Consider the following 12,979-nt stretch of genomic DNA (forward strand, 5'->3'; position numbering starts at 1 on the left):
AGGTCAGGTGGTGAGCCAGATGGCTTCCGCCGCAGGACTGCCCAGATCGGTAGGGGTTTCGCCGGTGCCGATGCGAATCGCGATGGTGCCGGCGAAGTCTCGGCGTTCCACCACGGTGATGGCGGTGTCCAGCGCGATGCCGACGGAGTCGAAGTAGCGCAGCATGTCGGGATCCGAGTCGGAGATGCGCGCCACCCGACCGGACTCGCCCGCCCGGAAGTCACTGAGCTGACGGGCAGGCGGCGTCGGCACGGCACCGTCGACCGACGGGATCGGGTCGCCGTGCGGATCACGGTCGGGGTAGCCGAGTTTCGCGTCGATCCGCGCCATCAGCAGTTCGGAGACCGCGTGCTCGAGCACCTCGGCCTCGTCGTGCACCTCGTCCCAGCCGTAGCCGAGCTCGTTGACCAAGAACGTCTCGATCAGCCGATGCCTGCGCACCATCGCGATCGCGGCCAGGCGCCCGCCCTCGGTGAGGGTGATCGAACCGTAGCGGGCGTGCTCGACCAGTCCTTGATCGGCGAGCTTGCGCACGGCCTCGGAGACGGTGGACGCGGACACCCCGATGCGCTCGGCGAGCAGCTTGGTCGACACCTTGTCCTGCGACCACTCCTGTGCGGTCCAGATCACCTTGAGATAGTCCTGGGCGACCGAGGAGAGCACCGGCGCGATCGTCGCGGTGCCGCCGGTGGCTGGTTTCGGCGCGGCGGTAGCGGCTAGCTCACGGCGGGTGGCGATGTCTCGTTTACCGGGCACATACTCGAGCTTAGGCACATGGCTGCCGAATGACACAGCTCGCCGCACAGTGGAATCAGGGATTCACTACCCGTACACAACACCGGATGCGTCGTGTGACATCGCGGGCTTCGGTCGAACCCCGTTCAGCCGCGCGATATAAGCTGCCGACTGTGCAGAGATGGCGAGGGCTGGACGACGTTCCCGCGGACTGGGGCCGATGCGTACTCACGATCGGGGTGTTCGACGGTGTGCACCGCGGTCACGCGCAGCTGATCAGCAGAGCGGTGAAATCGGCAGCCGCGCGCGGGGTTCCCGCGGTACTGATGACCTTCGATCCGCACCCGATGGAAGTGGTGCGGCCCGGCTCGCATCCGGCGCAGCTCACCACGCTGACCCGGCGGGCGGAATTGGCCGAGGAACTCGGCATCGACGTGTTCTGCGTGATGCCTTTCACACAGGCCTTCATGAAGCTGACCCCGGCGCGCTACGTGCACGACCTGCTGGTCGAGCGGCTGCATGTGGTCGAGGTCGTGGTCGGCGACAATTTCACCTTCGGGAAGAAGGCCGCCGGCACCATCGACACCATGCGCGAGCTCGGTGGGCGCTGGGGCTTCGAGGTCGACGGCGTGAAGCTGCTCGGCGAACACGCGGTCACCTTCTCCTCCACCTACATTCGCGCCTGCGTCGACGCGGGCGACATGGCCGCCGCGGCCGAGGCGCTCGGCCGCCCGCACCGGGTCGAGGGCGTGGTGGTGCACGGTGACGGCCGCGGCCGCCAGCTCGGCTTCCCGACCGCGAACGTCGCGCCGCCGATGCACGCCGCGATCCCGGCCGACGGCGTGTACGCGGGCTGGTTCACCGTGCTCGGCCCCGGCCCGACCATCGGCACCGTCACGCCGGGCGAGCGGGCGATGGCCGCCATCTCGGTCGGCACCAACCCCACCTTCTCCGGCCGCGCCCGCACCGTCGAGGCCTACGTGCTCGACGGCGAGGCCGACCTCTATGGCCAGCACGTCGCGGTCGATTTCGTCGACCACGTCCGCGGTCAGCGCAAGTTCGACTCGATCGACGAGCTCATCGAACACATGGGCCGCGACGTGGACAACGCGCGCAAGATCCTCGCCGCCGTCGACGACCGATAATCCGCGCCAGGGGATAAACCCCCGGCCGATTCGGTCTGCCGGATTCGATCCGGTAAGGTGGATCCTCGGGTTTGCTGCGGTCCGCGGTGGCACCCGACCCGGGTAACCGGACACTCGAGCGCGGGACTGAAATAGGGAGTGGATGCCGCATGGCTCTGACCACTGAGCAGAAGTCGACGATTCTCAAGGAATACGGCCTGCACGAGAAGGACACCGGCTCGCCGGAGGCCCAGATCGCGCTGCTGTCCAAGCGTATCTCCGACCTCACCGAGCACCTGAAGGTGCACAAGCACGATCACCACACCCGGCACGGCCTGCTCGCGCTGATCGGTCGCCGTCGTCGGCTGTCGAAGTACCTGGCCGCCAACGACATCCACCGCTACCGTTCGCTGATCGAGCGTCTCGGCCTGCGCCGCTGATAGCTCCACACGCCGGCTACCCGAGGTAGCCGCAGACCCGGCCAACGGGGAGACGTACAATCTCCCCGTTGGCTATTCGTGTATGCGGGCCGCCGCCTTCGAGCGAGCCCGGAAATACGACGACAGTGCACAGCCGTAAGCACCCGCCCGCGTGGCGTCGGTCTTCGGTAGTGGCCTCCCGGCAGGGCAAACACCGCCGGCGGGCTTCGATCGATGACCGCCTCCGCGTCGCCGTGATCCAAGGGGATCCGGCCGGGTGCTCGTGCCGTAGCCAGGATGGTTGCCGCGCGTCCGTACCAGGTACGGCTGACGAAGAGCCGGATCGCGCCAGATGGCGCTCGATCCGGCGAAGACGAGAGGTTGAGAGAAGAGAATGACCGAAACAACTGAACGCAAGTCCTCGGCCGTAGAGGTCGAGCCCGGTGTGTTCGAATCGGTAGCGCTGATCGACAACGGCAGCTACGGCACCCGTACCGTCCGCTTCGAGACCGGCCGACTGGCCCGTCAGGCCGCCGGCGCGGTCGTCGCCTACCTGGACGACGAGACCATGCTGCTGTCCGCCACCACCGCGGGCAAGCACCCGAAAGACCAGTTCGACTTCTTCCCGCTGACGGTCGACGTCGAAGAGCGCATGTACGCCGCGGGCCGCATCCCCGGCTCGTTCTTCCGTCGTGAGGGCCGTCCGTCCACCGACGCGATCCTGACCTGCCGCCTGATCGACCGCCCGCTGCGCCCGTCGTTCGTCGACGGCCTGCGCAACGAGATCCAGGTCGTCGTCACGATCATGAGCCTGGACCCGAACGACCTGTACGACGTCGTCGCGATCAACGCCGCGTCCGCGTCCACCCAGATCTCCGGCCTGCCGTTCTCCGGCCCCATCGGCGGCGTGCGCGTCGCGCTGATCGAGGGCCAGTGGGTCGCGTTCCCGACTGTCGAGCAGCTCGAGGGCGCCGTGTTCGACATGGTCGTCGCGGGCCGCGTGGTCGAGTCCGGTGACGTCGCGATCATGATGGTGGAGGCCGAGGCCACCCTGAAGGTCATTTCGCTGATCGAGGGCGGCGCGCAGGCGCCGACCGAGGCCGTCGTGGCCGAGGGCCTGGAGGCCGCCAAGCCGTTCATCGCCCGGCTGTGCAAGGCGCAGCAGGATCTGGCCGAGCTGGCCGCCAAGCCGGTCGGCGAGTTCCCGCTGTTCCCGCCGTACCAGTCCGATGTGTACGAGGCCGTCGAGGGCACCGCCAAGCGTGAGCTCGGCGAGGCGCTCGGCATCGCCGACAAGCAGGAGCGCGAGGCGAAGATCGACGAGATCAAGCTGGACGTGCTGTCCCGCCTCGGCGACGACTACGTCGGCCGCGAGAAGGAACTGGGTGCCGCGTTCCGCTCGGTCACCAAGAAGCTGGTGCGCCAGCGCATCCTGACCGACGGTTTCCGCATCGACGGCCGCGGTCTCGCGGACATCCGCGCGCTGTCCGCCGAGGTCGCCGTGGTGCCGCGGGCGCACGGTTCGGCGCTGTTCGAGCGTGGCGAGACGCAGATCCTCGGCGTCACCACCCTCGACATGGTGAAGATGGCCCAGCAGGTCGACTCGCTCGGCCCGGAGACCAGCAAGCGCTACATGCACCACTACAACTTCCCGCCGTACTCGACCGGTGAGACCGGCCGCGTCGGTTCGCCGAAGCGTCGCGAGATCGGCCACGGCGCGCTCGCCGAGCGGGCCCTGATGCCGGTGCTGCCGAGCCAGGAAGAGTTCCCGTACGCCATCCGTCAGGTGTCGGAGGCGTTGTCCTCCAACGGTTCCACCTCGATGGGCTCGGTCTGCGCCTCGACCCTGTCGCTGCTCAACGCCGGTGTGCCGCTGAAGGCGCCGGTCGCAGGCATCGCCATGGGCCTGGTATCCGACACGATCAAGAACGACAAGGGTGAGGACGAGGTGCGCTACGTCGCCCTCACCGACATCCTGGGCGCCGAAGATGCCTTTGGCGACATGGACTTCAAGGTCGCGGGCACCCGTGACTTCGTCACCGCGTTGCAGCTCGACACCAAGCTCGACGGCATCCCCTCGCAGGTGCTCGCCGGCGCGCTCAGCCAGGCGCACGACGCTCGCACCGCCATCCTGGAGGTCATGGCCGAGGCCATCGACACCCCGGACGAGATGAGCCAGTACGCGCCGCGCGTCACCGCGATCAAGATCCCGGTCGACAAGATCGGCGAGGTGATCGGGCCCAAGGGCAAGGTGATCAACCAGATCACCGAGGAGACCGGCGCCAACATCTCCATCGAGGATGACGGCACGGTTTACGTCGGTGCGACCAACGGCCCCGCGGCGCAGGCGGCGATCGACATGATCAACGCCATCGCGAACCCGCAGCTGCCGAAGGTCGGCGAGCGCTTCCTCGGCACGGTCGTCAAGACCACCGCCTTCGGCGCGTTCGTCTCGCTGCTGCCGGGCCGCGACGGCCTGGTGCACATCTCCAAGCTCGGCAACGGCAAGCGCGTCGCCAAGGTCGAAGATGTGGTGAACGTCGGCGACAAGCTGCGCGTCGAGATCGCCGATATCGATAACCGCGGCAAGATCTCGCTGGTCCCGGTCGAGGATGATAACGCCGAAGAGGCAGGGAACTCCGCGGAAGCCGAGACCGTTGATGCGGGCGCGGCAGCGACCGAGTAGTACTTGTCTTTGTGACGACGAAGAAGACGACAGCCCCTCTGCTCCGACGCGAGCAGGGGGGTTCGTCACTGGAGCTGCGAGCCAACATGATCGATCCCGGCGTACAACGCACCGTGCTACCCGGCGGGCTGCGTGTGGTGACCGAACATGTCCCCGGCGTGCGCTCGGCGTCGATCGGCGTCTGGGTGGGGGTCGGCTCGCGCGACGAGGGGCCCACCGTCGCCGGTGCGGCACACTTCCTCGAACACCTGCTGTTCAAGGCGACGCCCACGCGGACGGCGCTGGACATCGCGCAGGCGATGGACGCCGTCGGCGGTGAGCTCAACGCGTTCACCGCGAAGGAACAGACCTGCTACTACGCGCACGTGCTCGACGAGGACCTGCCGCTGGCCGTGGACCTGGTCTCCGACGTGGTGCTCAACGGGCTGTGCCGGGCCGAGGACGTCGACCTGGAACGTCAGGTGGTGCTCGAAGAGATCGCCATGCGCGACGACGACCCGGAGGACCTGGTCGGCGACGCGTTCCTGTCCGCGCTGTTCGGGGACCATCCGATCGGGCGGCCGGTGATCGGCTCCATCGAATCCATCGAGTCGATGCACGCGGGACAGTTGCGCGGCTTCCATCTGCGGCGCTACCGGCCGGACCGGATGGTCGTCGCCGTCGCGGGCAATGTCGAACACGATCACACGGTGGAGCTGGTGCACCGCGCGTTCCAGAATCGGCTCGATCCCGCTGCCACGCCGGCCAAGCGGCGCGAGGGCCGGTTCCGGCCTGCCAGCGATCCGGAACTGCACTGGAGCCACCGCGACAGTGAGCAGGCGCACCTGGCGTTCGGTGTGCGCGCCTTCGGGCGGCACGAGGGGGAGCGGCGCTGGCCGCTCTCGGTACTCAACACCGTGGTCGGTGGTGGGCTGAGTTCCCGTCTGTTCCAACGGATCCGGGAGGAACGCGGGCTGGCGTACTCGGTGTACTCCAGCGTGGACACCTTCGCCGATACCGGCGCGTTCTCGGTGTATATCGGCTGTCAGCCGGAAAACCTCGGCAAGGTAGCCACGTTGGCTCGTGACGTTCTCGAAGAGGTTGCGGCGAACGGCATTACGGATGCCGAATGCGCTCGTGCCAAGGGCTCGCTGCGCGGTGGGCTCGTGCTCGGCCTGGAGGATTCCGCGTCCCGGATGAATCGGATCGGGCGCAGCGAACTCAGCTACGGCAATCACCGCAGCGTGTCGGAAACGTTGGCGCGGATCGACGCGGTCACCACCGACGAGGTCTCCGCCGTCGCGAACACGCTGCTGTCGCGGCCCTTCGCGGCGTCGATTGCCGGGCCGTACAAGCGAACTCGTGAATTGCCCGCCGCGGTGCGCCGATTGGTCGAGGGCTGAGGCGTTAGTTCTCGACGCTGAAATTCGTGGGCGCGTACAGCGTTACGGGTGCGGACTTGCCTTTGAGCGTGATCCCTGGCCGCGCGATCAGCTCGTTCTGTTCGGCGCGCAGTAACCTCCGGGTCTGCTCGCTGAGCAGGACGATGTCGCCCGTCTGCCGGGTCGCGGCCTCAACGCGTGCCGCGACGTTGATCGTGTCACCGATCACGCTGTAGTCGAATCGCCCTGCGCCGCCGATGTTTCCGGCGATGACCTGGCCGGAGTTCAGGCCGATCCCGATCTGTAGTTCCTGCCCATGCACCGCCGCCGCGACGTCGAGGGCCGCGGCCAAAGCCTGGTCGGCATGATCGGGGCGGGGCAGTGGCGCGCCGAAGACAGCGAGCAATCCGTCGCCGACGAATTTATCGACGTGTCCCTCGTAGCGGCGCACGATCGGCACCACCAGCTCGAACAGGTTGTTGAGCGAGGCAACCACCTGTCGCGCCGGGAGCCGTTCGGCATAACCGGTGAAGCCGCGCACATCCAGAAACCAGGCCGTCACCTCGATCTCCGCGCCCGCTAATGACGGTCCCGCGCGCAGAATGTGCTCGGCGACAACGGGATCCAAGTAAGTCCCGAACGCGGCGCGGATTCGTTCGCGTTCGCGTAGCCCGTCGGCCATGGCGTTGAACGCGTGCGCCAGCACACCGATCTCATCGGTCGAGACGATCGGCACCCGGGCGGTCAGATCGCCGGTCCCGATGCGTTCGGCCGCATCGCGCAGGTGTGCGATCGGCGCGGTCACCGAGTTGGCGAGTAGCACGATCGGCCAGCTGGTGATGGCCGCCGCGGCCAGCGCGGACGCCCCGATCCCGACCACGATGGTCCCGATGGTGTGCGGACCGACCAAGCCTGCGACGACGGTGCCGACGATCAGCATCGGCCCAGGCGCCGCGATTAGCAGCCGTCGGTGGAGGGTGAGGCGCGGAGCCGGTGCGACCTCGCTGTGCGGAAGGTCGGCGCTGATGTCGGCAAGGACCGGGCGGATCAGCAGTTCGGTGAGGTAGAAACGCAGCGCCAGCCAGTACAGCCAGGTCAATATCGACGCCGGGAAGAACAGCAGGAACGACTGTGGTGACAGCCCGACCAGGCGGACGCCGACGCTGTTCCACGCCACGGTGAGTGCGATGACCACCGGATAAGTGCGCTTCTGCCGCAGCGGCGCGAAGGGTAGGTCCGCGACCGCCTGCCAGGCGTCGGCAGCATTCTCTCGGGTTCGCGACCAGGTGTCGAGGACTCGAAGCCGGGTCCGGGTCGGGCCCACCCACAGCGCGGCATCACTGCCGTAGACGAGCAGTGAAGCGACGGCGATGACGCACAGCGTGCCGAACGGCATCGGGACGTACAAGATCGTGAGGAGCGCGCTGCACATGCCGACGAGACAGCCGAGCACCGGCAGCAGCCTCAGCGCCTTGGTGACGAATGCGACATCGTGTTTGCGCGCCACCCGCTCGATAATGCTCTATCGCTTGCCGATTTCGGCGGACGCGCGACGGGTGAGCTGCGCGGGTCAGGCGTCGCCGGCGCGATTGGCGTTGTCGACCACTGAGGTGAGCAGGCCGGGCAGCGCCGTTTCGACGTCCGCAGCGCGCAGGCGCTGCCAGATCTGGCCGTCCACGATCACCCGCTCGATGACGCCCGCCTCGCGCAGGATCTTGAAGTGATGCGTCGCGGTCGACTTGTTGATCACCTCGTAGAGCTCGTTGCAGCGGACCGCGGTGCCCGCGTTGCTCAGCCTGCGCACCATCTCCAGGCGGATGGGGTCCTGGATCGCGCCGAGCACGGCGGCCAGCGAGGCCACCGGCGGGGCCTCAGCCGCCGCTTCTTTAGCGTCGGTCATGATCTACCTCACTATGGGGTTTGATGATCGTCATACTAACTGTACTGTCAGGCGAGGTTCGATCATTATCAAACTTACCTGATCGGGGTTTTCGATGGCAGCGACGACGGCGGTACCCGCCGCGGGCGAGCGGACATCACAACGCTGGGCCTACGGGCTCATTTTGGCTGCGGGTGGGGTCGCGCTCGGGGTGTCCGGGGTGCCTGCCCCGCTGTATGGCATGTATCAGAAGGAATGGCACTTCTCGCCGTTGACCACGACCTTCGTGTTCGCGGTGTACGCGTTCGCGGCCCTGGGCGCGGTGCTGGTGTCCGGCAAGGTTTCCGATGTGGTCGGGCGCAAGCCGGTGCTGCTCGGGGCGTTCGTCACGATGATCGCCGGGCTGGCGGTCTTCCTGTTGGCCGACAACGTGGTGATGCTGTTGGTGGCGCGCGCGTTGCACGGTTTCGCGGTCGGCGCCACGGTGGTCGCCGGTGCGGCGGCGCTGCTGGATCTGCGGCCCAAACACGGTGCGCGGTCCGGTCAGCTGACCGGTGTCGCGTTCAATGTCGGTATGGCCGTGGCGATTCTGGGCTCGGCGCTGCTCGCGCAATACGCGCCGCATCCGCTGCGCACGCCCTATGTCGTCATCACCGTCGTGTGCCTGCTGATCGGTATCGGCGTCATCGCGCTGGAGGAACCGCACACCGGCCGCCTCCCCGGTCGCATCCGGATCGTGAAACCATCTGTGCCGCAGGAGATTCGGAGCGACTTCTGGTTCTCCGCGCTCGGCGTGATGGCGGCCTGGTCGGTGCTCGGCGTGCTGCTGTCGCTGTACCCGTCGCTGGCCTCGGCCGAAACCGGTATCCACAACCTGGTTTTCGGCGGCGCGGTGGTCGCGTCGACCGCCTTGGCCGGTGCTACCGCGCAGCTGTTCGCGACCAAGATTCCGGCTCGTCGTGCGGCCATCGGCGGCGACACCGGTATGGCGGTGGCGCTGTTGCTCACCGTGCCCGCGCTGCATACCGGCAACTGGGTCGTGGTGCTGCTGGCGGGCGTGTTGCTCGGTGCCACCTTCGGGCTCGGCTTCGGCGGATCGCTGCGCCACCTGTCCGAGGTTGTGCCGCAACACAAGCGGGGCGAGACCATGTCGGCGTACTACCTGCTCGCCTACACGGCCATGGCGCTGCCGACCATCCTCGCCGGCTGGGCCGCCACCACCTGGGGCCTGAGCACGGTGTTCCCCTGGTTCGTCGTGGTCGTCTCGCTGGCCTGCCTGACCGCCGCCGGACTCGGTCTGCGCAGCCCCCGTGCGGACGTCGAACAGGTCGCATGAGCGCGGATTGGCATTTTCCGCCGTCGATCGGCTAAAGTTTTTCTCGCATCACGGAGTCACCCGGGGTGCGAACGCGGATGTAGCGCAGTGGTAGCGCATCACCTTGCCAAGGTGAGGGTCGCGGGTTCAAATCCCGTCATCCGCTCTCAGGAAAGTCGTTCGCGCAGTGCGCGAGATGGCTGTGAAACGGGATTGAGACGGGCTATTCCTACCGTCTTTCCCATGCAGAGATCAATTACCGGCCGCCTCGCGGTATCCGGACCGGCGATCGTGCACTACGCGTGCCGCGAATTTCCCGGCGGCACGAACATTCCCAAATGGCAGCCCGGCGACCATCAGCGGTTCGGCCGGTTCGTCTGTGCCGCATCCGACGAGAACGGCCTGTCCGTGTACTGCTCGCGGGACAACGGTGGCGGCAATTCGTTCAACATGGCGCGTACCTGGTATCGCCTATTGGACGGCGCCCGAGCGGTGCGAGTCCCGTTCTGCCGCAAGGCGACAGCTCGACTCACCGCTGTGTCGTCTGCTTGAAATCGGGGTCGGAGATCCGGTGGGTGTTGCTTACCAGGATGTCGGTGGTTCGGCGAATCCAGTCGCTGATCGCCTGTAATTCCGCGGGGGAGTACCTGGACATCAGTTCGGTCAACTCGGTGCCGAACGGGATGAAGACCGCGGCCATCAGCGCGTCGACCTGTTCGTTGGGCACGAGTTCCACGAGAACCTTGCGCCTGTCGTGCGGGTCGCGGATGCGCTTCGCATAACCGGCCTTCTCCAGTCGATCCACCAACCCGGTGACCGCGCCGGTGGTGAGGCCGGTGTGCTCGGCGATGGTGCCCGCGGTTACCGGGCCGAGGATGCGCAGCGTGTCCATGCACTTGCGCTCGACCGCGCTGAGTCCGAGCAGCTTGCCTGTCGCGGCGTGGAAGTTCACCATGGCCGACGCGAATTCGCGGCCGAGGATGGTGTGGTCCGCGGTTTCCGGTGGGGGTAGCTCTTGCGTCATGTTCTCAATATACCTTAGTCTCTCACTATCTTAGTAACTAAGAGGATTATTCGCTGAGAGAATTGGGGAGTCCATGCACGGCACGATCGAGAAGCGGAAGAAGGCCGGCTGGCTGGCCTTGATGGTGGCGAACACGGCCATCGACCTGTTCCTCCCGACGGTGGTGTTCGCGCTGCTAGCGCCGACGGGGTTGCCTGTTGTGATCCGGTTGTCTCTCGGCGGCACATTGCTGGCCGCCAAGGCCATCGGCGGCGGCCTGCAGACCGGTGCGTTCCGGTGGCGATTCGCGATCGTGGTGACCGCGGTATCCACCGCGGTGCTCATCGGGTGTTACCTCGGCGGGTGCGCGGATACGACGAGCATGGTGGCGAGCACGGTGGTCGCCGGGCTGATCATCGTCGGCGACCTCCTGCGAACTCGGTTGCGAGGCAACCGGACACACCCGATCGACCGTTTCGCGGTGTTGGTGCTGGCCGAAGTCGTGGCCGGGATCGTGTTGACCTCGATCAGTGGCGACGCCCGGTTCGTGCTGGCACGGAGTTCGTTGTACATCGCGGTCGCCGGTATCGTCATCCTCGCCAGTGCCTGGACCGAACACCCGTTCATGCGCGACGCACTCAAACCTGTTGCCGCAAAGGGTGATCCGCTGCGCGCCGAAGGATTCGACCGAACCTGGCTGAAATCGGCCCGGTTCCGGCTGATCTACCGGTTCGTCACCGCGACATTGGGCGCGGTACTACTGGCGGACGCGGTCCTGCGTGTCGTAGTGATCTACAGCTACTCCTCCGACCAGGCAGGGGAGTCATCGCTGGTGTCCGGCCTACCGCTGATCGTGCTGATCGGACTGTGGCTCTTCATCAACCGCACCTTCGTCGTGCCGCGAGCGGAGCGGTTACTCGACCTGGAAATGACTGAGGCGTCACGAATTTCGGATGCCGATCACGAGCTCACCGCAGGGTGATCTCACGCGCCGACGGCGTCGTCGCCAAAATCCGCACCCTGTCTCGGGGTCCGCACTCGCTCTGGGACCCCATAGAAAGTGCGGATCCCAAGTGGGGGTGCGGATTTGGCTCAGCAGGATCCGCATTGCGGGTGCTCCGGCGCGTTGATTCGTCCCGAGGGGATCCAGGGCGGTCAGTCGGCGAGCATTTCCGCGACCTCGCGGGCACTGCCCCACGAGAGGCTTACGCCGAGCCCGTTGTGACCGTAGTTGTGCACGACCCTCGAGCCGTCGATGCGCTCCTCGTCGAGCCTGGCCTCGGTGCGGCCGGGGCGCAGGCCGACCTCGTGACCGATCACCTCGGCGCCGGCGAGTTTTGGCTCGACCGCGATGCAGCGGCGCAGGATCTGTTCCGCCACTTCGGGATCCGGGTCCAGGCTCCACTCGCCGCGTTGGCGCACGCCGCCGAGGATCAGGCGATCGCCGTGCGGGAAGAAGCCTGCCCATTCGCATTCGCCGCCGATCTCGACATAGAAGTCGGCCAGACCGGGATTGCGCACGATCACGTGCTGCCCGCGCACCGGTTGCACGGCATCGTCAGCGGCGAGTTTGCCCGCGGCCACGCCGGTGCAGTTCACCACGACGGGTGCGGCGGCCGCGGCCTCGGCGAGATCGCGCACCGTCCGCTGCTCGATCTCGACATTCTGCGCTGCCAGCCGGTCGGTCAGATAACGCAGGTAGCGCGGCAGATCGATGAGCGGGGCGGTGCACCAGAAGCCGAACAGCATGCCGTCGGGCAGTTCATCGGGAGCACACATGTCCACGTCGACGAAATCATGCACCCAAGAAGGTGGTTCGGACCAGGAGCTCGAAACCTGCAGTCCGCGTTCGAAATGCAGGCCGGACGCGGGATCATCGGCCAGCTCCGAGAATTCGGCGAAGGTAACCCGGCTCCACGCCAAATCCCTTGGCGTAGTACCGGGCCCCCACAACCCACTCGCCACCGCCGAGGTAGTCCGCCCCGGCGGCCGCTCCGCCCACACCCGCACCCGATGACCTTCCTCCGCCAGACAGACCGCGGTAGTCAAACCAATAACACCCGCCCCCAGCACCAACACATCATTAGCCATATTCGCGACGGTACCCACGAATCCCGTTCTCCACCTTGGAAAGAACGAATGCACGCACCCCACACCCCGCCCCACGCACGAGACAACCAGCCGCGCACGAGTCGCTAAGTCCCATACGAAACTGCCAGCAATTCCATGCGCAGACGAACAATAGGTGCGCGGGACTGCGCTCGGCGAACACGCACGGGTAAGCAGCCGTCGCGCATGACGTGCCTAGCAATCTCGTGCGCGGCAGAATGATTCGTGTGCAAGGCTGCGATCGCCGGATGCCTGCGCACGAGACAGCCTGCCGCGCATGGAACTGCTAGCGACGTTCTTGCGCAACCGAACAGCTCTTGGCCGGAGGCTGCGTGCAGCGGAGTCCTG

General features: G+C 66.7%; 12 protein-coding genes and 1 tRNA gene. 8 read left to right on the forward strand and 5 right to left on the reverse strand.

The features are described from left to right. Positions 1 to 3 precede the first annotated feature (3 nt). A complete protein-coding gene (locus tag ACIBCN_RS16660; protein WP_396992595.1) occupies positions 4 to 672 on the reverse strand; it encodes a metal-dependent transcriptional regulator in 669 nt (222 codons plus the stop codon). 236 nt (positions 673 to 908) lie between these two features. On the opposite strand from ACIBCN_RS16660, the gene ACIBCN_RS16665 reads away from it, so the two are divergent. The 4 genes from ACIBCN_RS16665 (at position 909) to ACIBCN_RS16680 (ending at position 6,346) form a co-directional block, all read left to right on the forward strand. Next, entirely contained in the window at positions 909 to 1,880 is a 972-nt protein-coding gene (locus tag ACIBCN_RS16665; protein WP_396992405.1) for a bifunctional riboflavin kinase/FAD synthetase, read from the forward strand. Positions 1,881 to 2,029: 149 nt separating this feature from the next. Then, entirely contained in the window at positions 2,030 to 2,299 is a 270-nt protein-coding gene (rpsO, locus tag ACIBCN_RS16670; RefSeq protein WP_396992406.1) for a 30S ribosomal protein S15, read from the forward strand. A gap of 373 nt (positions 2,300 to 2,672) precedes the next feature. Then, entirely contained in the window at positions 2,673 to 4,964 is a 2,292-nt protein-coding gene (locus ACIBCN_RS16675; RefSeq protein ID WP_396992407.1) for a polyribonucleotide nucleotidyltransferase, read from the forward strand. Between the two features lie 86 nt (positions 4,965 to 5,050). Beyond that, complete coding sequence (locus ACIBCN_RS16680; RefSeq protein WP_396992408.1) at positions 5,051 to 6,346, forward strand: M16 family metallopeptidase; 1,296 nt, start codon at positions 5,051 to 5,053, stop codon at positions 6,344 to 6,346. A gap of 4 nt (positions 6,347 to 6,350) precedes the next feature. Here the strand turns inward: ACIBCN_RS16680 and ACIBCN_RS16685 are convergent, their stop codons facing one another. Together ACIBCN_RS16685 and ACIBCN_RS16690 are read right to left on the reverse strand one after the other, a co-directional pair. Continuing rightward, entirely contained in the window at positions 6,351 to 7,832 is a 1,482-nt protein-coding gene (locus ACIBCN_RS16685) for an adenylate/guanylate cyclase domain-containing protein (protein ID WP_396992409.1), read from the reverse strand. Positions 7,833 to 7,895: 63 nt separating this feature from the next. Beyond that, positions 7,896 to 8,225: an ArsR/SmtB family transcription factor gene (locus tag ACIBCN_RS16690; RefSeq protein ID WP_396992410.1), complete on the reverse strand. Its 330-nt coding sequence runs from the start codon at positions 8,223 to 8,225 to the stop codon at positions 7,896 to 7,898. 94 nt (positions 8,226 to 8,319) lie between these two features. Here ACIBCN_RS16690 and ACIBCN_RS16695 point away from each other — a divergent pair, with 94 nt between their 5' ends. From ACIBCN_RS16695 to ACIBCN_RS16705, 3 genes are all read left to right on the forward strand, one after another. Further along, the gene (locus tag ACIBCN_RS16695; RefSeq protein ID WP_396992411.1) at positions 8,320 to 9,540 is read left to right on the forward strand and encodes an MFS transporter; all 1,221 of its coding nucleotides are present in this window, start codon (positions 8,320 to 8,322) and stop codon (positions 9,538 to 9,540) included. A gap of 73 nt (positions 9,541 to 9,613) precedes the next feature. Further along, positions 9,614 to 9,685: transfer RNA gene (locus tag ACIBCN_RS16700), tRNA-Gly, on the forward strand. A 77-nt stretch (positions 9,686 to 9,762) separates the two neighbouring features. Continuing rightward, positions 9,763 to 10,071 carry a hypothetical protein gene (locus tag ACIBCN_RS16705; protein ID WP_396992412.1) on the forward strand — a complete coding sequence of 103 codons (309 nt, stop codon included), beginning with the start codon at positions 9,763 to 9,765 and terminating at the stop codon, positions 10,069 to 10,071. Here the strand turns inward: ACIBCN_RS16705 and ACIBCN_RS16710 are convergent. Further along, positions 10,049 to 10,543, reverse strand: a complete 495-nt coding sequence (locus tag ACIBCN_RS16710) for a MarR family winged helix-turn-helix transcriptional regulator (RefSeq protein WP_396992413.1) — start codon at positions 10,541 to 10,543, stop codon at positions 10,049 to 10,051. The two genes, ACIBCN_RS16705 and ACIBCN_RS16710, sit on opposite strands and share 23 nt — an antisense overlap. Before the next feature lie 73 nt (positions 10,544 to 10,616). Between ACIBCN_RS16710 and ACIBCN_RS16715 the strand changes: the two genes are divergently transcribed. Beyond that, positions 10,617 to 11,504, forward strand: a complete 888-nt coding sequence (locus ACIBCN_RS16715; RefSeq protein WP_396992414.1) for a VC0807 family protein — start codon at positions 10,617 to 10,619, stop codon at positions 11,502 to 11,504. A gap of 173 nt (positions 11,505 to 11,677) precedes the next feature. On the opposite strand, the gene ACIBCN_RS16720 is transcribed toward ACIBCN_RS16715, so the two are convergent. Beyond that, positions 11,678 to 12,613: an FAD-dependent oxidoreductase gene (locus ACIBCN_RS16720; protein ID WP_396992415.1), complete on the reverse strand. Its 936-nt coding sequence runs from the start codon at positions 12,611 to 12,613 to the stop codon at positions 11,678 to 11,680. Positions 12,614 to 12,979 lie beyond the last annotated feature (366 nt).

The organism is Nocardia sp. NPDC051052, assembly GCF_044456045.1.
Lineage (GTDB): Bacteria > Actinomycetota > Actinomycetes > Mycobacteriales > Mycobacteriaceae > Nocardia.